At 59.8% G+C, this 19,645-nt stretch carries 15 protein-coding genes; 8 read left to right on the forward strand and 7 right to left on the reverse strand.

What is annotated here, in order from left to right:
- Positions 1 to 66: 66 nt before the first annotated feature.
- Positions 67 to 957: a LysR family transcriptional regulator gene (locus tag I6L44_RS04920; protein WP_216953447.1), complete on the forward strand. Its 891-nt coding sequence runs from the start codon at positions 67 to 69 to the stop codon at positions 955 to 957.
- A 124-nt stretch (positions 958 to 1,081) separates the two neighbouring features.
- On the opposite strand, the gene I6L44_RS04925 is transcribed toward I6L44_RS04920, so the two are convergent.
- The 4 genes from I6L44_RS04925 to I6L44_RS04940 form a co-directional block, all read right to left on the reverse strand.
- A complete protein-coding gene (locus I6L44_RS04925) occupies positions 1,082 to 1,984 on the reverse strand; it encodes a LysR family transcriptional regulator (protein WP_005352600.1) in 903 nt (300 codons plus the stop codon).
- 100 nt (positions 1,985 to 2,084) lie between these two features.
- Entirely contained in the window at positions 2,085 to 3,344 is a 1,260-nt protein-coding gene (locus tag I6L44_RS04930) for a CynX/NimT family MFS transporter (protein WP_216953448.1), read from the reverse strand.
- Complete coding sequence (locus I6L44_RS04935; protein ID WP_201987811.1) at positions 3,341 to 4,240, reverse strand: pirin family protein; 900 nt, start codon at positions 4,238 to 4,240, stop codon at positions 3,341 to 3,343. Before I6L44_RS04935 ends, I6L44_RS04930 begins: the two co-directional genes overlap by 4 nt.
- Positions 4,241 to 4,298: 58 nt before the next feature.
- Positions 4,299 to 5,036 (reverse strand): isochorismatase family protein, encoded by a 738-nt coding sequence (locus I6L44_RS04940; RefSeq protein ID WP_216953449.1) that lies wholly within the window; start codon positions 5,034 to 5,036, stop codon positions 4,299 to 4,301.
- 192 nt (positions 5,037 to 5,228) lie between these two features.
- Between I6L44_RS04940 and I6L44_RS04945 the strand changes: the two genes are divergently transcribed.
- A complete protein-coding gene (locus I6L44_RS04945) occupies positions 5,229 to 6,164 on the forward strand; it encodes a LysR substrate-binding domain-containing protein (RefSeq protein ID WP_216953450.1) in 936 nt (311 codons plus the stop codon).
- A gap of 6 nt (positions 6,165 to 6,170) precedes the next feature.
- Here the strand turns inward: I6L44_RS04945 and I6L44_RS04950 are convergent, their stop codons facing one another.
- Entirely contained in the window at positions 6,171 to 7,079 is a 909-nt protein-coding gene (locus I6L44_RS04950) for a LysR substrate-binding domain-containing protein (protein WP_216953451.1), read from the reverse strand.
- A gap of 291 nt (positions 7,080 to 7,370) precedes the next feature.
- On the opposite strand from I6L44_RS04950, the gene metE reads away from it, so the two are divergent.
- Positions 7,371 to 9,635, forward strand: a complete 2,265-nt coding sequence (gene metE / locus I6L44_RS04955; RefSeq protein ID WP_201910718.1) for a 5-methyltetrahydropteroyltriglutamate--homocysteine S-methyltransferase — start codon at positions 7,371 to 7,373, stop codon at positions 9,633 to 9,635.
- A gap of 217 nt (positions 9,636 to 9,852) precedes the next feature.
- Positions 9,853 to 10,560: an ABC transporter substrate-binding protein gene (locus I6L44_RS04960; protein ID WP_164536967.1), complete on the forward strand. Its 708-nt coding sequence runs from the start codon at positions 9,853 to 9,855 to the stop codon at positions 10,558 to 10,560.
- A 36-nt stretch (positions 10,561 to 10,596) separates the two neighbouring features.
- Here the strand turns inward: I6L44_RS04960 and I6L44_RS04965 are convergent, their stop codons facing one another.
- Positions 10,597 to 11,460 (reverse strand): LysR family transcriptional regulator, encoded by an 864-nt coding sequence (locus I6L44_RS04965; RefSeq protein ID WP_216953452.1) that lies wholly within the window; start codon positions 11,458 to 11,460, stop codon positions 10,597 to 10,599.
- A gap of 166 nt (positions 11,461 to 11,626) precedes the next feature.
- On the opposite strand from I6L44_RS04965, the gene I6L44_RS04970 reads away from it, so the two are divergent.
- From I6L44_RS04970 to pflB, 4 genes are all read left to right on the forward strand, one after another.
- Positions 11,627 to 13,060, forward strand: a complete 1,434-nt coding sequence (locus I6L44_RS04970; RefSeq protein ID WP_021231363.1) for a glycoside hydrolase family 1 protein — start codon at positions 11,627 to 11,629, stop codon at positions 13,058 to 13,060.
- 193 nt (positions 13,061 to 13,253) lie between these two features.
- Entirely contained in the window at positions 13,254 to 15,014 is a 1,761-nt protein-coding gene (gene ycaO, locus I6L44_RS04975; RefSeq protein ID WP_216953453.1) for a 30S ribosomal protein S12 methylthiotransferase accessory factor YcaO, read from the forward strand.
- Positions 15,015 to 15,395: 381 nt separating this feature from the next.
- Positions 15,396 to 16,244 (forward strand): formate transporter FocA, encoded by an 849-nt coding sequence (gene focA, locus I6L44_RS04980; protein WP_005333620.1) that lies wholly within the window; start codon positions 15,396 to 15,398, stop codon positions 16,242 to 16,244.
- A 46-nt stretch (positions 16,245 to 16,290) separates the two neighbouring features.
- Entirely contained in the window at positions 16,291 to 18,573 is a 2,283-nt protein-coding gene (gene pflB, locus I6L44_RS04985; RefSeq protein ID WP_005352571.1) for a formate C-acetyltransferase, read from the forward strand.
- Positions 18,574 to 19,105: 532 nt separating this feature from the next.
- Here the strand turns inward: pflB and I6L44_RS04990 are convergent.
- Positions 19,106 to 19,540, reverse strand: coding sequence for a YcgN family cysteine cluster protein (locus tag I6L44_RS04990; RefSeq protein ID WP_005352569.1), 435 nt, complete (start codon positions 19,538 to 19,540; stop codon positions 19,106 to 19,108).
- Positions 19,541 to 19,645: the final 105 nt, after the last annotated feature.

Below are 19,645 nucleotides of genomic sequence, written 5' to 3' on the forward strand. Positions count from 1 at the left end.
CTACGCCGCCATTTATGATTTAATAATCACCTCAAAAATGCATTCACTTATAAGCTGAATTTAATAATGGAACAGCTCAGACGTTACGCCATCTTCGCCGCCGTGGTGGAAGCGGGCAGCATGACAGGGGCTGCCAAATCCCTTGGCATGACCCCCTCCGCCGTCAGTCAGCATATCAGTCAGCTGGAGAGCCTGCTCGGACTGCCCCTGCTCCATCGCTCCACCCGTCGTCTCAGTCTGACCGAGGCGGGAGAGGTGGTGTGGCAAGGGTGTCGGGCGTTGCAGCAGACTCTGAGCGAGACCGAACTGCGCCTCTCGGAGGTGCGCGACGCCCTGCTCGGTGAAGTGCGGATCACCGCCCCGGTGGGGATGGCGGGCCAGCCGCTGGCACTGGCTCTCTCGCCGCTGTTGCAGGCCCACCCCGGCCTCACCATCCAGATCATCGCCGACGACGAGAAGCGGGATCTGATTGCCGAGCGGATCGACGTGGCATTGCGGGTAGGCAGTTTGCCTGACTCAACCCTGGTTGCCCGTAAACTGGGGCAGACCCGAATGCTGCTCTGCGCCGCTCCCGCCTATCTGGCGCGCAAGGGGACGCCGCGCATGCCCGACGATCTGGCGACTCACGACTGGCTTTGCGGCGACATGCTGGGCAACGGTTTGCTGCTGCTCGATGAAAAGGGGGGCGAGCACAGGGTGAGGTTCAAGGCCAAGGTGCTCTGCAATAACGTGTTGCCCTTGCGCCAGTTTGCGCTGGCAGGGCAGGGGATCTCGCTGCAACCGGAGGGGGAGATTGGCGAGGATCTGGCGCAGGGGCGTCTGCTGGAACTGCTGCCCGGTTTTCGGGTGCAGCCGATGGAGATCCACGCCATCACGCCGCAGCGGGAGATCCCGGAGAAGGTGCGGCGGGTGGTGGAGGCGCTGCGCAGCTATTTCGGCACGACGATGTCGTCATGAGCTGCGCCTTAATGGTTGAGAAAAGGCGCCCGATTATCCTGAAGGGGGATTATCCATAAGGCGGTTTGTCGAGAAGGGCGATAGCCCGGATGAGTAGATGGGCATGCTTGACTGTTAAGCATACTTAAAACGAACTGACGGCCCGCACCTGATCTTTGAGCCAATTAAGTCCGGTATCCTGACCGGAGCTCTTGTGCCAACTCATGTAGACGGGGCAATCCTCCGAGAGCCAGGGGAGGGGATAGCTGGCCAGATCCAGCGCCTGCCCCAGCTTCTCCATGTGCCACTGGCTAGCGACGCAGAGCCAGTCGGTACGACTCACCAGATGAAGGGCGGTGAGCAGGGAGTCGCTCTCGTAGGCAATCTGGCGCGGCGGCAGCGGCGCCTTGGTCAGGGTGTTGAGCAGCAAGCTGTCGAGCCGCCTGGTTTGCAATACCACGTGCTTTTCGTTGAAGAAGGTGGCCATGTCGGGGGCCTGGCGGATCCTGGGGTGATCCTTGCGGCAGGCGATGCGCAGGGCCTGGGACATGATCTGCTCGTTTTCGATCCCCTGCTCCGCCATCGGCTTGGTGGCCAGCACCAGATCCACGCTGTGCAGATAGAGGCTGTTCTGGCGCAGGGCTTCGTCCTGCACCTGGGTGTTCCACTCCAGCTGACAGTTGGGGGCTTGGGTCTGCAGCAGGTTGTTGAGCTCCGGCAGGAAGAAGATATCGATATCGGGCACCCCCGCGATGCGAAAAGTGCGCCGACTGGTCTGGGGATCAAAGAGATCGGTGCGCTGCAGGCTGCGCTCCATGTCGTGCAGCGGCACCATGATCTCGTGGTGCAGACTGAGCGCTCGCGCCGTGGGGGTGATGCCGCGTCCCTGGCGGACAAACAGCGGCTCGCCCACCAGGGTGGTCAGGCGGCTGATGGCCTGGCTGATGGCCGAGGGGGTCATCTCCATCATCTCGGCGGCCGTGGTGACACCACCATAGCGGATCACCGCATCGAGGACGCGAAAGAGATTGAGATCGACTTGAGACATGGTGGCTACCGTTAAGCATGATTAAACAGTTAACATACTGAACAGCCTCTTGTCCGGCCAGCATTCCCTGCGATAACTGTGATGTTTCCCTCTCTATTCGTCATCTTCCATCTTGCCGCGAATGCGATCGAGCCTGTTTCGCAGCCATGCTTGAGTCCGGCAGGTGGCCCGCGGCATAGAGCAGCGCGACCAGCAGCAAGCCGCCCAGAAAGAGCCAGCGAGCGCTCCCCCAATGGCCGCTGTCCGTCATCAGGGCCGCCAGCAGCAAGGGCCCCAGCAGCTGACCGAGGTTGGCGAGCTGGACAAAAAAGCCCTGCACGATGGCCAGTTGTACCGGCCCCTGACTCACTTCCTGCGCAGACGAGAGGATGGCTGGCGGCGCCATACCGCCCGCCAGGGAGAGGGCGAGGCAGAGCCCATAGGCCCACCACGGCGACAGGCCGGGCCAGAAGGCGATCATGCCACACAGCGCCATCAGGCCCAGTGCCCAGCTGATGAGCCGATCTCGCGCCACGCCCCGGCGCAGCAGCCATGCCCCCAGCAGGTTGCCGGGAATATTGGCGACCACCGCCAGCGCCGAAAGCAGGGCGATCTGGCTTTGGCCAATCCCGGGGCTGCCTTGCAACATGGTTGGCAGCCAGACAAAGAGCGCCCAGAGCATCAGGCTGTAGAGCGTGAACGCCAACCCGTAGCGCCAGAGTGCCTTCTGCCGGAGCACCGTGAGCTGGCGCAGCGGGTGGCCCGAGTTGATCGAGTTTTGGGGTGCCCAGACCCGCAGTTTATCTGCTGAGCGACTGGCGAGCAGAAGCAGCAGGGCAGAGAGTTGCGGGATCATCAGGAGCAGCCAGGCCAGCCGCCAGCCCCCTTGCGCCGTGAGCCAGGGGGTGAGCAGCATACCCGCCGCCGCCCCGAGAGGCAGGTTGACCGCCCACAGGCTCAAGGCCAGCCGTTTATCCTCCTCCCGGGTCACCGCCACGATAAAGGCGGGCATAGCCACCGAGACCAGCAAAAAGCCAATCCCCTCGACAATGCGCGACAGCAGCATCATGGCCAGCCCGGTGGCGGGCAGCGCCAACGCACCGCCTGTGACGATAACCAAAAGCCCGACAACCCCGGTTTGCCGCCCACTCCAGCGGGTCAGCAACAGGCCGAGAAAGAGACTGCAGAGGATCGCCAGCGTATTGAAAGCTGAGGCGAGATAGCTGGCTTCGACCAGTGTCAGCCCCAGCTCGCTGCGCAGTATGCCGAGTACGGCGGGCACTTTGCCAAGGCAGAGGGCGCCGCTGGCACCGGCAAAAATGGCGAGGAAGACCAGAGGCCAGCGCGTGCTTTGTGGCTGGTGGCCAGCGAGCGTGCTCATGGCCGATATTGGCCGTTGCGCAGCCACTCATCGTTGAGCTGACCAAATTCGCCGCGCTGATAGGCATGCAGCCGATCTGCAATGGCGTCGTGGCTGTTCATGACGAAGGGGCCATGTTTGACCAGGGGTTCATTGAGTGCCTGGCCTGAGAGCAGCACGAAGTGGCAGGGCTCTGTGGCCTCAAGCTGCAGAGCCACCGCCTCGCCGCCATCGGCAGAGAGGCTGACACCCATCCCGTGACCTGCCGGGATGAGGTGCCGCTCTCCCTCCGCCTGAAGGGTCAGCGATCCGGTCAGGGGATAGATCATGGCATTCCAGCCTGCCGCCAGCAGATGGGTGAAGCGGCTGCCGGGCGAGCAATGGCCATCGAGCAGGGTAAAGGGTTGGGGCAGTTCTGCCGAGTGTGGTGCCGTTATCCCGTTACTGTGGCCTGCGACCACCCGTACTCGCACCCCTTCGCCATGAAACTCGGGGATGGTGGCTGCGTCTGCGTGGACGGTAAAAGGCGACGCCATCTTTTGACGGGCAGGCAGGTTGACGAAGATTTGCAGGGCGTGGACATAGGGCGATGCCCCTTCCGGCTGCTCGGTATGTACGGCCCCGCGCCCGGCCGCCAGCCAGTGGAGCGCGCCCGGTTCGATGGGGCCCTGATTGCCGAGGGTGTCGTAGTTGACGTGGGGGCTCGTCGAATCCTCGAACAGATAGGTGACGGCAGAGATCCCGGCGTGGGGATGGGGCTCGAAGGTGGGGGCGGTCATCTGGAAGTGATCCACCATCACCACGGGGTCTATCAGACCGTTGAAAAAGTGTTCGCCAAAATGATGTGCTTCAAAGCCGCTGCCAATGCGCAGTGGTTGGCCCTTGACGGGGGCGGAGAGAGTCAGGCGTCTGGTCATCAATGGATCCTCCAGAAGATAAAAGATGCCTTCGGTCATCTGACCGAAGGCGGGCGAGTTACGACTTCTTGGCACCTTCTTGCATCTGCCACACCAGGGTAGCGAAAGGCATGTCGAGGGCGCTGTAGACATCGTGCGCCTTGGGGTCGACGTTGCTGCGCAGCATCTCGACCGCGGCAGAGGCGTAGTCGGTGACCGGGATACCGGCCCCCAGCAAGCGTTGCAGCCCAGTGGTGCGCTTGGCTTCGTTGAAGGTGCCGGAGGCATCGAGCACCACCCGGGCATCATAGCCGGCAGCCTTGGCAGAGAGGGCCGGGAAGCTGGCGCAGATCTCGAGGGATACACCGGCGATGATCAGCTGTTTGCGGCCGGTCTTCTCAATGGCGGTGCGCACGGCAGGATCGTCCCAGGCGTTGATGACGGTGCGGTTGATCACCTTCACATCCGGCAGGGCACTGGTCAGTTCAGGCATGGTGGGGCCCCACATGCCATCGGGCATGGTCGCGGTCACGATCACCGGCACGCCGAGGGCGCGGGCGGCGTTGGCCAGCGCCACCACGTTGTGCTTGAGCTCGCCCACCGTGGTGTCGCGCACGCCGCTCAGCAAGCCGACCTGATGGTCGACCAGCAGCAGTACCGCATTGTCTCGGGAGAGCATCTCCAGATAGCGGTTGGGTGATACGGTCGGATGGCTGGCAGCCTCGGCGGCCATGGCCGGTGTCGCTGTGGTGGCCAGCGTGGCGGTCAGGGTCGCCAGACCGAGCAGGGTGGCAGAGCAGATTTGTCGCAGTTTCATGGTGAACTCCTTGTGATATCGGAACAGTCAAACGGCCCTTGCTGGTGGAGCGGATTGCCCGCGCAGCAACCGTCTGATGGGGACAGGGCCATTATGATGGCTGCAAAAATGGCGACAATCTGGTGAAATAGGTTCTTATCGTTCCATTAATGGAACGATGTGAATGATCCTCACCCTGACCAAGGCTGCTCGATGACACCACTGGAACTTGATTTGAATGATCTCTATCTCTTCACCCATGTGGTGCAACGGCAGGGATTCACTGCCGCCGCGCGGGCGCTTGGCGTGCCCAAGTCGCGGATCTCGCGCCGGATCCGGCTGCTGGAGGAGCGGCTGGATACCCGGCTGCTGCAACGTACCTCGCGCCAACTCAGCCTGACCGATGCTGGTGAGGTGCTCTATCGCCACTGTCAGGCGATGCTGGCCGAAGCGCAGGCGGGAGAGGCGGCTGTGCGGCAACGGCAGCAGGAGCCGAGCGGTCTGGTGCGCATCAGCGTGCCCATTACCATTGCCGATGCGCTGCTTGCCCGCTTGCTGCCCGCTTTTATGGCGCAATACCCCAAGGTGAGGCTCGCCGTGCAAGCCAGCAATCGGCAGGTGGATCTGCTGGAGGAGGGGCTGGATGTGGTGATCCGCGGGGTGGCCTTTGAGCAACCCCCCTCCAGTCTGGTGCAGGTGCCGCTCTGTACGGTGCAGTGGGGCGTGCTGGCGACCCCGGCGTGGCTCTCGCGCCACAATGCGCTGGCGCATCCACGCCAGCTGGAGGGAGAGGATGCCCTGCTCTTCAGCTCGCTGGAGCGTCAGGCCGATCTGTTGCGGCTACGGCACGATAGCGGGGAGAGTGAGGAGGTGGCGGTCAATGTGCTGCTGCGCAGCGACAATGTGCAAACCCTCAAACAGGCGGCGCTGGCGGGGCTAGGAATGGTGGGCTTGCCACTTTACGCCTGCGTGAATGAGCTGGCGGATGGGCGGCTGCAACAACTGTTGCCCGAGTGGCGTCCCAAAGATGGCAAGCTGGTGATGCTCTATCCCGCGCGGCGCGGCCTGTCAGCGGCGGTCAGAGCCCTCATCGACTTTATCAAGTCAAAGTTGCCTGCACTGCTGGCAGAGGTCGGCCAGCCTCGCTGAGGAGGGCTATCCCTCCATCTTGGTGCGAATGCGCTCGAACAGACTCTGCAGGCAGGCTTGATCCCGATCGGCGGCCCGCACCGCGCCGTACATATGGCGACGAATACCGCTGCCGAGGGGACGGGCGCAGAGCATCCCCTGTCTGACAAACTCCTCGCTGGCCCAGCGCGGCAAGGCGGCGACCCCGAGCCCTGCGGCGGCCATCTGCAGCATCACAGAAGTGTTGTCCACCGGCTTGCAGCGGGCGGGCTCCACCCCGGCGGGTTGCAAAAAGCGGCTGAAGATATCCATGCGGCTGCGCTCTACCGGATAGACCAGCAGCACCTCCGGCCCCAGATCGCCCGGCTTGATGTGGCTCCGGTGGCAGAGGGGGTGATCCGGCGCCATCACCAGAGTCAGATCGAAGGCAAACAGCGGCTCGAAGTGGAGATCGCCGCGGGCCTGCACATCGGAGGTGAGCAGCAGATCGAGCTGGCCGCCTAGCAGGGCATTGATGGCATCAAAGCCCGGCACTGACTCCACCTCCAGATCCACCCCAGGCCACTGGCGGCGAAATTCCGGCAACAGCGGCAGCAGCCACTGGATGCAACTGTGGCAATCGAGCGCCAGATGCAGCCTGCCCGCATCGCCGCTCTGCAAGGCCTGCAATTGCTTCTCGGTCTGGGATAGCGCAGGTAACACCTGACGGGCGAGGGCGAGCAGCTGGCTGCCGGCTGCGGTCAGCACCAGCGGACGGCTTTTGCGCAGGTAAAGCTCCAGATTGAGGCGGGTCTCCAGCTCTTTGAGCTGGTGGGAGAGGGCGGACTGGGTGAGGTTGAGGGTCAGCGCCGCACCGGCCAGCGAGCCCTGCTCGGCCAGCGCGGTCAATGTTTTCAAGTGTTTGATCTCTATCCCTGCATTGCTTGGCACTGCCATAAGATGGCTCCTTGTGAGATTGCGTATGGCGCTGAGGTTGCGGCCGGCGCGGCCTGACCTTTAGCCTCAGCCTCCTGCCGTCTTGCTGCTGCGCTTCTTGACACATGCAAGAACGGGCCTCTGTATCCTCGCGTTTAACCTGTTCGGCGGTCAGTTGAGGATTATTTGAGAGCCAGTTGAAGAGGATTCAATAGCCAGCGTCACCTTATCTTGTCATTTTGGATGTGTAAACATCTGGATGGCTAAATCATCCAGTTCCCATCAGATGAATGAGCATAAGGAAATGAACCTATGACACGAGCACACACCCTGGGCTTCCCCCGTATCGGCGCCAAGCGCGAGCTGAAATTTGCCCTCGAATCCTACTGGCGTGGCGAGACCACTCAGGCCGAACTCGTTGCCGTGGGCAAGACGCTGCGTGAGCGCCACTGGCAGGCCCAGCACGGCGCCGGGGTCAATCTGCTGCCGGTGGGGGACTTTGCTTGGTACGATCAGGTGCTCGGCACCAGCCTGCTGGTAGATGCAGTGCCTGCCCGCCACCGCCATGGCGAGACCGACCTCGACACCCTGTTCCGGGTGGCCCGCGGCCGTGCGCCGACCGGCCCGGCGGCGGCGGCCGCCGAGATGACCAAATGGTTCAATACCAACTACCACTATCTGGTGCCGGAATTTAGCCGTGACCAGCGCTTCAAGCTGGGCTGGAGCCAGCTGTTTGACGAGGTAGAAGAGGCCAAAGCACTGGGGCTGCCGGTCAAGGCGGTACTGCTGGGGCCGGTCTCTTATCTGTGGCTTGGCAAGGAGAAAGAGAGCGGCTTCTCCCGCCTTGAACTGCTCGATCGCCTGCTCATCGTCTATCAGGAGATCCTGGCCAAACTGGCCGCCCAAGGGGTGGAGTGGGTACAGATCGATGAACCTGCGCTGACGCTGGACTTGCCGGACGAGTGGCGGCTGGCCTACCTCAACGCTTACGAGCGCCTCGCGGGCCCTTGCAAGCTGCTGCTCACCACCTATTTCGGTTCGGTGGCTCATCAGCGCGACATTATCACCAGCCTCAAGGTAGATGGCCTGCATCTGGATCTGGTGGCTGCCCCCGAGCAGTTGGAGACCCTGGTGCCGCATCTGCCCGCCCAGTGGGTCATCTCAGCAGGGGTGATCAACGGCCGCAACGTCTGGCGTGCCAATCTGGCCAAGCTGGCGCCGACACTGAAGGCACTGAAAACCAAACTCGGCGAGCGGCTCTGGGTGGCCTCATCCTGTTCCTTGCTGCATAGCCCGGTGGATTTGACCCTGGAGCAGGAGCTGGATCCCCAGACCCGCAGCTGGTTCGCCTTTGCCTTGCAAAAATGTTTCGAGTTGGGACTGCTCAGAGAGTATCTGGATGGGGGCGAACTCGACAAAATCACTGCCTACAGCCAGCCCATCGTCGATCGGGAGTCCGACAGCCGGGTGCACAAAAAAGCGGTGCAGTCACGGCTCGCCAGCCTCACCAACAGCGATTTTGATCGCCACAGCCCCTATCCGGTCAGGGCAGAGCTGCAGCGCTCGGATCTCAAGCTGCCGCTGCTGCCCACCACCACCATCGGCTCCTTCCCGCAGACCTCGCAGATCCGGGTATTGCGGCAGGATTGGCGCGCCGGTCGCATCGATGACAGTGCCTACGAGGCGGGCATTAAGGCCGAGATCCGCGATGCCATCGCGCGTCAGGAGGCCATCGGGTTGGACGTGCTGGTTCATGGTGAGGCCGAGCGCAACGACATGGTGGAGTATTTCGGTGAACTGCTGGATGGCTTTGCCATCACCCGCTTCGGCTGGGTACAGAGCTATGGCTCCCGCTGCGTCAAGCCGCCGGTGATCACCCGTGACATCGACCGCCCGACCCCCATGACGCTCGAATGGACCCGATTTGCCCAGAGCCTGACCGACAAGCCGGTCAAGGGGATGCTGACTGGCCCCGTGACCATCCTCTGCTGGTCCTTCCCGCGCGAAGACGTGAGCCGCGAGCAATCCGCCCTGCAAATCGGGCTGGCCATTCGCGATGAGGTGGCAGATCTGGAAGCCGCCGGCATCAAGATCATCCAGATCGACGAACCGGCGATCCGCGAAGGCTTGCCCCTGCGCAAGCAGGATCATCAGGCTTATCTCGATTGGGCAGTGCGGGCCTTCCGTCTGAGTGCAAGCCCGGTGGCGGACAGCACCCAGATCCACACCCACATGTGTTACAGCGATTTCAACCTCATCATCGAGGCGGTAGCGGCGCTGGATGCGGATGTGATCACCATAGAGACCAGCCGCAGCCAGATGCAGCTGCTCGAAGCGTTCGAGCGCTTCAACTACCCCAACGAGATTGGCCCGGGCGTCTACGACATCCACTCGCCAAATGTGCCGAGCCAGAGCTGGATTGAGGGGTTGCTGCGCAAGGCGGCCAAACAGATCCCGGCCGAGCGGCTCTGGGTCAACCCGGATTGCGGCCTCAAGACCCGCGGCTGGGAAGAGACAGAAGCCGCCCTCAAGGTGATGGTTGATGCCACCAGGGCGCTGCGGGCCGAGCTGGCGTAACCGGCAAGCCGTGACCGCCATCGGTAAGGTGGCGTGCTGACAAACGAACGAGAGAGGGGAAGCCACTGCTTCCTCTCTCTTTTTTCGTTGGCCACTTTTCCACTGGATCCTGAACCTTGCCGCAGCCCGCTTTGCACTAGGCTCAGAGTTGGCAGAAGTGGATGGAGTCGCGGCCATGGGTGTTGGTATTAGGATCGCAATCCTTTGGGGATTGCTGATGTGGCAGAGTGCATGGGCGGCGCCAGCGGCCGAGTTGAAGATGGTCTACTTTGACGACTTTGCCCCATATTCGTGGCGTGACGAACAGGGTAGGATGCGTGGGCTGATGATCGACGTGATGGATCGGGTAGCGGCGCAGATGGGGCTGCGGGTGCGCCATGAAGGTTATCCGTGGCAACGGGCGCAAAAACTGGTGCGGATGGCGCAGGCCGATGGTTTTGTCACTATCGCTACCCGGGAGCGGCGCAGCTATACCCTGGTTGTGGAAGAGCCGGTCACTACCACTGTGCTAACCATTTTTACCCAGCGTGCCCATCCCCGAATGGCGGAATTTCAGCGTGCCAGCCGCTTGAGCGACTTCAAATCGCTTACCTTTCTCGACTATTTCGGTAACGGCTGGGGCAAGGAGAACCTGGCGGGCTTCACCGTTCATCACACCATCAATGTCGATAATGTTTTCAAAATGCTGGCAGCGGGTCGGGGGGATCTGATGGTGACCGACCCACTGGTGGCGCGTTTCAAACTCAACCAGCTGGGATTGTCCGGGCAGGTGGTCGAGGTGCCTCTGCAGCTTGCCTCTACCCCGTTCAATCTCTGCATCGGCAAGCACTCCCGCTTCAATACCCGGATAACCGAGTTCAACCGGGCCCTGCAACAGCTGCGACAAAGCGGCGAGTTGGCGCGTATCGTCGAACGCTATCGTTGATGCGCGGCCGCCATCTGCTGTTTGCCAACAGCGTGCCTATCTTGGCGCCATATCGGCGATGGTTGCCCAGAAGGCATCGATCAAGGGCCCCTTGCTGTGGGGCGGACGGATAAGGCCAATGGTCCAGCAGGCTTCCCCGTCTCTAAGGGGCAGGGTGAGCACATCCGGGTGCTCTATGGTGGTGGAGGAGGGGACCAGGGTCCAGGCGATCTCTGCCGCCGCGGTGGCAACACCGGCGGCGAAGTCGTTGACGTACTGGATATCGCGAAAACGCAGCCCGCTCTGGGCCAGATAGTTCATCAGGTGATCGTAAAAGGATGGGGCCTTGTCCCGACGCAGGATCGCCAGCGGTTTGTCCACCAGATCCGCCAACTCCCTCACATCGCGGTAGCTGGCGGGCAGTACGGCGACAAAGTGGGCTTCGACCACCGGCAGGGCGTGCCACCCCTTGGGGGCGGGCAGGCGGCAAAAACCGAGATCCAGCTTGCCTTCACTGAGCGCCAGTAGCTGGTGGTGGGTGGAGAGATCGTTGAGCTCTATGGTCACCTGCGGCCGCTCGGCGCGAAAACGGGCGATGGCGGCGGGCACCAGGATCTTGGTGGCCACACCAAAGCCGATGCGCAGGGTGCCGACATTGCCCGCCAGCACGTCGCGGGCGGTGCGCGATAGCTGCTCGCTCTGGATGACCACAGCGCGGGCATCCTCATACAGCGCCCTGCCCAGTCCGGTGAGGCGAGTGGTACTGGCGTTGCGCTCGAACAGCTCGCCGCCCAGCTCCTCCTCCAGCCGCCTTATCTGTTTGCTCAGGGCCGACTGGGTAACGTGCTGACGTACCGCCGCCTGGCCGAAGTGCAGCACCTCCCCCAGAGTGGCGAAGGCTTTCAGATCCCGTAGCTCCATCAGGGCTCCTTTCATTCCTGTTGGGAATGTTGAGTGGTCATATTTGTCATTGGACGGAATTTTAGAAGTGATGGATGCTTATGCCAATTCATTTCGGGCGCCCCGACAGGGGGCGCCGAGTTATCAGAGATGGCTGACACCATCAGCGCAGAAGGAGCAACACCAGATGCATCACCACAAGTTCAACGACTTCCCGAGCGATTTTCTTTGGGGCGCAGCCTCCGCCGCCTATCAGGTGGAGGGGGGCTGGAATGCCGATGGCAAGGGGCCCTCGGTGTGGGATCTCTTCACCAAGTTGCCGGGCAAGACCTTTGAGGGGAGCAACGGCGATGTGGCTGTGGATCACTACCACCGCATGGAAGAGGACGTGGCGCTGATGGCCGAGATGGGGCTCAAGGCTTACCGCTTCTCGGTGAGCTGGCCGCGCATCTATCCCACCGGTCGGGGGGAGGTTAACGAGGCGGGGCTGGCCTTCTACGAGAAGCTGATCGACACCCTCTTGGCCCACCAGATCGAGCCGGTACTGACCCTTTATCACTGGGATCTACCGCAGGCGCTGCAGGATGAGTACGGCGGCTGGGAAGATCGACGCATTATCGAGGATTTCGAGCGCTACTGCGTGACCCTCTATCAGCGCTTTGCCGGCAAGGTGAAGTATTGGGTGTCCCTCAACGAGCAGAACTACAACCTGACTAACGCCTATCAGCTCGGCACCCATCCACCCGCTGTGCAGGATCGCAAGCGCTTCTTTGCCGCCAACCACATCGCGTTTCTGGCCAATGCCCGGGTGATCAAGGCGTTTCGCCAGCATGTGCCAAATGGCCTCATCGGCCCGAGCTTTGCCTACTCCCCGGCCTATCCGGCGTCGTGCGATCCGAAAGATATGCTGGCCTATGAGAACGCCGAGGAGTTCAACAACCTCTGGTGGCTGGATGCCTACTGCTTTGGCCGCTATCCCCAGGCGGCGCTCGCTTACTTGCGAGAAAACGGCGAGGCGCCGGAGATCCTGCCGGGCGATATGGAGTTGCTGCGAGAGGGGACGCCCGACTACATCGGCGTCAACTACTACTACACCCTGACCTACACAGATAACCCCTTGGGCGGTCAGACCCTGCAGCGGATCAACACCACCGGCAAGAAGGGTACTACGCCATCGAGCGGCATCCCCGGCCTCTACAAGACGGCGCCCAATCCGCACCTTGAGACCAGCAACTGGGATTGGGCCATCGACCCGACCGGGATGCGCATCGCGTTGCGTCGCCTCTCTTCCCGCTATGGTCTGCCGCTGATGATCACCGAGAACGGCCTTGGCGAGTTCGACAAGCTGGAGGCGGGCGACAAGGTGAACGATGAGTACCGCATCGATTACCTGCGCAGCCACGTCAAGGCGTGCCAGGAGGCGATGCAGGACGGGGTGGAACTGCTTGGCTACTGTGCCTGGTCGTTCACCGACATCCTGAGCTGGCTCAACGGCTACCAGAAGCGTTACGGCTTCGTCTATGTGGAGCGTGACGAGCAGGGGGGCTCCCTTCGCCGGATCAAGAAGGCGAGTTTCCACTGGTACAGCCAGGTGATCGCCAGCCAGGGCAAGCAGCTCTGACGATGTATCGCATTGCGTAACCAGCGGGCCCGGGCAATCCCTGGGCCCGCGCTGTTTGTGGCGGGGGAGCTGGGATAAGCCGGTTTCTCAACGTGCGACTCATCCCTGTTTGCTGATTTTTGTCCTGCCAAAGCCGCCGACCCCTGCTATTATCTGCGGCCGAACATGAGCCAATAAAAATCAGGATATCGTGATGACTGACCACACTTTTATTCCCGGCAAGGACGCGGCGCTGGAAGACTCCATCGAACGCTTCCAGACCAAGCTGCAAGCCTTAGGGTTTGATATCGAAGAGGCCTCCTGGCTCAACCCCGTGCCGAACGTCTGGTCGGTGCATATTCGCGACAAAGAGTGCGCCCTCTGCTTCACCAACGGCAAGGGTGCCAGCAAGAAGGCGGCCCTCGCGTCTGCCCTTGGCGAATATTTCGAGCGTCTCTCCACCAACTACTTCTTCGCCGACTTCTATCTTGGCGAGCAGGTCGCCAACGGCGATTTCGTTCACTACCCGAACGAAAAGTGGTTCCCCATCGAGGGTGACCAGTTCCCGGCCGGTCTGCTAGATAGCTTCACCCGCAAGTTCTACAACCCGGACGGTGAAGTGACCGCCGACATGCTGGTGGATCTGCAGTCAAACAACGAGGAGCGCGGTATCGTCGCCCTGCCGTTCGAGCGCCAGTCTGACCACGAGACCGTCTACATCCCGATGAACATCATCGGCAACCTCTATGTCTCCAACGGCATGAGCGCCGGCAACACCAAGACCGAAGCGCGCACCCAGGCGCTCTCCGAGGTGTTCGAGCGCCACGTGAAGAACAAGATCATCGCCGAGGCCATCAGCTTGCCGCTGATCCCGGACGAGGTGATTGCCCGTTATCCGGGGATTGCCGCCTCCATCGCGGCGCTCGAAGCGGAAGGCTTCCCCATTTACAGCTTCGATGCCTCTCTGGGTGGCCGTTATCCGGTCATCTGCGTGGTGCTGCTCAACCCGAGCAATGGCACCTGCTTTGCCTCCTTCGGCGCTCACCCGCGCTTCGAAGTGGCCTTCGAGCGTACCGTCACCGAGCTGCTGCAGGGCCGTGGTCTCAAGGATCTCGACGTGTTTGTGCCGCCGTCATTCGACAACGAGCAGGTGGCGGATCACCACAACCTCGAGACCCACTTCATCGACTCCTCGGGGCTTATCAGCTGGGATCTGTTCAAGCAGGATGCGGACTTCGAGTTTGCCGACTGGGACTTCCGTGGCACCTCGCAGGAGGAGTTCGATCACCTGATCGGCATCTTCCATGAGCTGGAGCAGCCGGTCTATATCGCCGACTACGAGCATCTGGGTGTCTACGCCTGCCGCATTCTGGTGCCGGGCATGTCCGACATCTATCCGGCCGAAGATCTGCTGCTGGCCAACAACAATATGGGCGCCAACCTGCGCGAAGTGATCCTGGCACTGCCATCACTGGATTGGGATGCCGAGCAGTACATGGCGTTGTTTGATCAACTGGATGAAGAGGGGCACGACGAGCGTACCCGTGTACGCGAGCTGCTGGGCATCGCCGCTGCCAAGGGGACCGCGCTGCACACCCTGCGCGTTGGTGAGCTGAAAGCCATGCTGGCGCTGGCCGCCGGTGAGTTGGAGACTGCTCTCGATCTCATCGACTGGACCATGGAGTTCAACCAGTCGGTGTTCACTGCCGAGCGTGCCAGCTACTACCGCGCCCTGCGTGCCTGCGTCGAGTTGTTCCTCGACGAGGAGCGCGACCCCGAGCTGTATCGCGCCGTCTTCACTCGCATGTATGGTGAAGAGACGCTGGCACAGGCATGGGCCAACGCCAGTGGCGAAGCACGCTTCCACGGTCTGGAAGCGGCCGACCTGTCGCTCTCCCAGTTCCCGCTGCACCAGAAGCTGCTGGCGGCTTACGAGAAGCTGCAGAAGGCCAAGCGAGCCCATCACTGGGCGTGATCATTGCTGTAAAGGAAGGGGCCGAGTGGCCCCTTCTGTTTATCGTGCGGCAAGGCACGGGATTGTTATTCAAAGATGAAATAAAAAACAAAAAATACCCCTAAGGGGGTTGATGGCAGGGCAGGGGATGTGCTGTTGAACTGCAAAGATATCTTGCCAATACCATATTTCCATGCTCTGGAATAAATTCTTTAAAATCATTGCATTAAAAATGTGATATTTCTGTTTCAGCTGATACCTGGTGTAAAGTGGCGTAGCCATCGCACTAAAATATTTGTAGTAAAATTACATTCGCACTCTGATAAACTTGATCAATGTCAATTTTGGCTATTTGGCCCTTTGTTATGATTTCAACAGGCAAAACATTCAGGTAGAAAATAATTGAAAGCTGAATCTCCATTCGATTGTCTCAAGCCCGAAGCCATCGCTGCACTGGCTGAAGACATCACCTATGCCAAGGCTACCAAGCCGGCATACAAGGTCATTCCACTGGCCATCACCGCAGGCGCTTTCATCGCCATCGCATTTATCTTCTACATCACAGTGACGACCGGGACCGGCTCCATGCCTTGGGGTATGGCCAAGTTGGTGGGCGGTCTCTGCTTCTCTCTCGGACTTATTCTCTGTGTGTTGCTCGGTGCCGAGTTGTTCACCTCCACCACCCTGACGCTGGTGGCCAAGGCTGCCAATCGCATCAGTTGGGCTCAGCTGCTCAAGAACTGGGGGCTGGTCTACTTCGGCAACCTGATTGGCGGTCTGCTGATGGTGGCGCTGATCATTGTTTCTGCAGAGTACACGGCAGCAGATGGTCAGTGGGGCCTTAACGCCCTCAAAGTGGCCCAACACAAAATTCACCACACCTTCTTCGAAGCGGTGGCGCTGGGTATCCTCTGTAACCTGATGGTATGTCTTGCTGCCTGGATGGCTTTTGGTGCCCGCAGCGCGACTGACAAGGTAGTGGTTATGCTGCTGCCGGTTGCCATGTTCGTTGCATCAGGTTTCGAGCACAGCATCGCAAACATGTTTATGATTCCGGTTGGTATCGCTATCCACAGCGTGGCTAGTCCGGAATTTTGGCAGGCCATCGGCCAGGATCCGGCAACCTTTGCTGACCTGACCGTATCCAACTTCGTCCTACACAACCTCATCCCCGTGACCATCGGCAATATCATCGGTGGTGGCGTGATGGTTGGTCTGACTTACTGGTTTATCTTCCGTCGTCATCATTAAGGATGATTGCGGGATACTACATCAATACCGTGTGAGGTAATGAAAAATGGCAGAACTTAACGAACAGTTCCAAAAAGCATGGGAAGGCTTCGCGGCCGGTGAATGGCAGACCTCTGTCAACACCCGTGACTTCATCCAGAAGAACTACACCCCGTATGAAGGTGACGAGTCCTTCCTGGCTGGCGCGACCGAAGCGACCACCAAGCTGTGGGACAAGGTCATGGAAGGGATCAAAATCGAGAACCGCACTCATGCGCCGGTTGATTTTGATACTGACCTGCCCTCCACCATTACCGCACACGATGCCGGTTATATCGATCAGAGCCTGGAGCAGATCGTTGGTCTGCAGACTGACAAGCCGCTGAAGCGCGCCATCATCGCCAACGGCGGTATCAAGATGGTTAAAACTTCTTGCGAAGTGTACGGTCGTCAACTGGACCCGATGGTCGAGAAGATCTTCACCGAATACCGCAAGACTCACAACCAGGGCGTGTTTGACGTTTACACCAAAGACATCCTGAACTGCCGTAAGTCTGGTGTTATCACCGGTCTGCCGGATGCCTACGGCCGTGGCCGTATCATCGGTGACTACCGTCGTGTTGCTCTGTACGGTGTTGACTTCCTGATGGCCGACAAACTGGCCCAGTTCAAGTCCCTGCAAGCTGACCTGGAAAACGGCGTCAACCTGGAAGCCACCATCCGTCTGCGCGAAGAGATCTCCGAGCAGCACCGTGCCCTGGCACAGATGAAGGTGATGGCTGCCAAGTACGGTTGCGATATCTCCGTACCGGCCAAGAACGCTAAAGAAGCCGTACAGTGGACCTACTTCGCCTACCTGGCGGCAGTCAAGTCCCAGAACGGTGCAGCCATGTCCTTCGGTCGTACCTCCAGCTTCCTGGATATCTACATCGAGCGTGACCTGCAGAAAGGCCTGATCACCGAGCAAGAAGCCCAGGAGCTGATGGACCACATGGTCATGAAGCTGCGTATGGTTCGCTTCCTGCGTACCCCGGAATACGATTCACTGTTCTCCGGCGACCCAATGTGGGCTACCGAGACCCTGGCTGGTATGGGCGTTGACGGCCGTACCCTGGTCACCAAGAACAGCTTCCGTATGCTGAACACCCTGTACACCATGGGCCCGTCCCCTGAGCCGAACCTGACCATTCTGTGGTCCGAGAAGCTGCCGGTCGGTTTCAAGAAGTACTGCGCCAAGGTATCCATCGAGACCTCTTCCGTTCAGTACGAGAACGACGACCTGATGCGTCCGGACTTCAACAACGATGACTACGCCATCGCTTGCTGTGTGTCCCCGATGATCGTTGGTAAGCAGATGCAGTTCTTCGGTGCTCGTGCCAACCTGGCCAAGACCATGCTGTATGCAATCAACGGTGGTATGGACGAGAAGCTCAAGATCCAGGTCGGTCCGAAAACCGAGATGGTCAAGTCCGAGTACCTCGACTACAACGACGTAATGGATCGTCTGGACCACTTCATGGATTGGCTGGCCAAGCAATACGTTGCTGCGCTGAACATCATCCACTACATGCACGACAAGTACAGCTACGAAGCCTCTCTGATGGCGCTGCACGACCGTGACGTATATCGCACCATGGCGTGTGGTATCGCTGGTCTGTCTGTAGCCGCTGACTCCCTGTCTGCCATCAAGTACGCCAAGGTCAAGCCGATTCGTGACGAAGATGGCGTTGCCATCGACTTCGAAATCGAAGGCGAATACCCGCAGTTCGGTAACAACGACGCTCGCGTCGATGATATCGCCTGTGACCTGGTTGAGCGCTTCATGAAGAAGATTCAGAAGCTGAACACCTACCGTGGTGCTGTTGCTACCCAGTCTGTTCTGACCATCACCTCCAACGTGGTATATGGCAAGAAGACCGGTAACACCCCGGATGGCCGTCGTGCCGGTGCTCCGTTCGGCCCAGGTGCAAACCCGATGCACGGTCGTGACCAGAAAGGTGCTGTTGCTTCCCTGACTTCCGTAGCCAAGCTGCCGTTCGCTTACGCTAAAGATGGTATCTCCTATACCTTCTCCATCGTTCCGAACGCACTGGGTAAAGATATGGAAGCCCAGAAAGCCAACCTGGCTGGCCTGATGGACGGTTACTTCCACCATGAATCCAACGTAGAGGGTGGTCAGCACCTGAACGTTAACGTGATGAACCGTGAAATGCTGCTGGACGCCATGGAAAACCCGGAGAAATATCCGCAGTTGACCATCCGCGTATCCGGTTATGCCGTTCGCTTCAACTCTTTGACCAAAGAGCAACAGCAAGACGTCATCACCCGTACCTTCACTGCTTCTCTGTAATCGAGAGATAGTGAGTAAAAACCGGCGCCAAGGCGCCGGTTTTTTTATGCGTGTGATTTAGGGGAGTAGGCTTACATCCAGTTCCATCGTAGTCACAACAGTTGTCATGGGGTATTTGATCAGGGCTATGGCGCAGGCGTTCATCAGGATTGAACTTGGCACAGCCTGTATTGCGATAACGTGTTATTCACGCTCTAAGGGAATAGGACGGTTGCTTTGCCTGCCATTGCATCAGTGTTGCTATGGCTTGTGGAACAGGCTTATCAGGATACAGGGTGAAGAGAGACGCCATCGTGTGTATAAAGCAATACCCGTAAGCCTGTGACTATGGAGTCATTCTCTGCCTCTGCCTCTGCCTCTGCCTCTGCCTCTGCCTCTGCCTCTGCCTCTGCCTCTCTCTCTCAATGCGCAGTTGGGAGGGGGTCTGGTTTAGCCAGCCAGATATGTGTGAAGCTACAAACCCTGCTTGCGGAAACAACAAGGGCTGCACATTGTACAGCCCTTGCCTCTGGAGAATAGCGGGTTGAGCGTGTCAGCTGGCCCAGGTGATGATGTGATCGATCCATTCACCCGCCTGATCCTCATGAATGACTTTGCCACGGACGGATTGACCAGCCTGATGCATCGCGGAACGACTGCCGGTCAGCAGAGGATGCCACTCTGGAAGAGCGTCACCTTCAGACAGCAGGCGATATGCGCAGGTTGAGGGGAGCCAGTCATATTCGGCGATCTTGTCATGGGTGATCTGCAGACAGTCAGGCTCTTTTTTGAAACGATTGGCGTAATCAGAGCACTGACAGGTCTTGGTGTTAAGCAAATTGCAGGCGACATTGGTGAAAACCAGTTCGTCGGTATCTTCATCGATCAGCTTGTTGAGGCAGCATTTTCCGCAACCATCGCAGAGGGATTCCCATTCGGATTCAGTCATCTGCTGCAGACTCTTGGTCTGCCAAAAGGGGGCTTGCATCATACCGCTCACTTATTACACCTGATAAAACGCGTGGTTATACCCCTTGTTACCCGGTATTTCAAGGAGAGGGTCACTCCGGGGAGAAAATTGTCGTGATCAGCT

This window comes from Aeromonas sp. FDAARGOS 1414, from assembly GCF_019047065.1.
GTDB classification, from domain to species: Bacteria; Pseudomonadota; Gammaproteobacteria; order Enterobacterales; family Aeromonadaceae; genus Aeromonas; species Aeromonas veronii_A.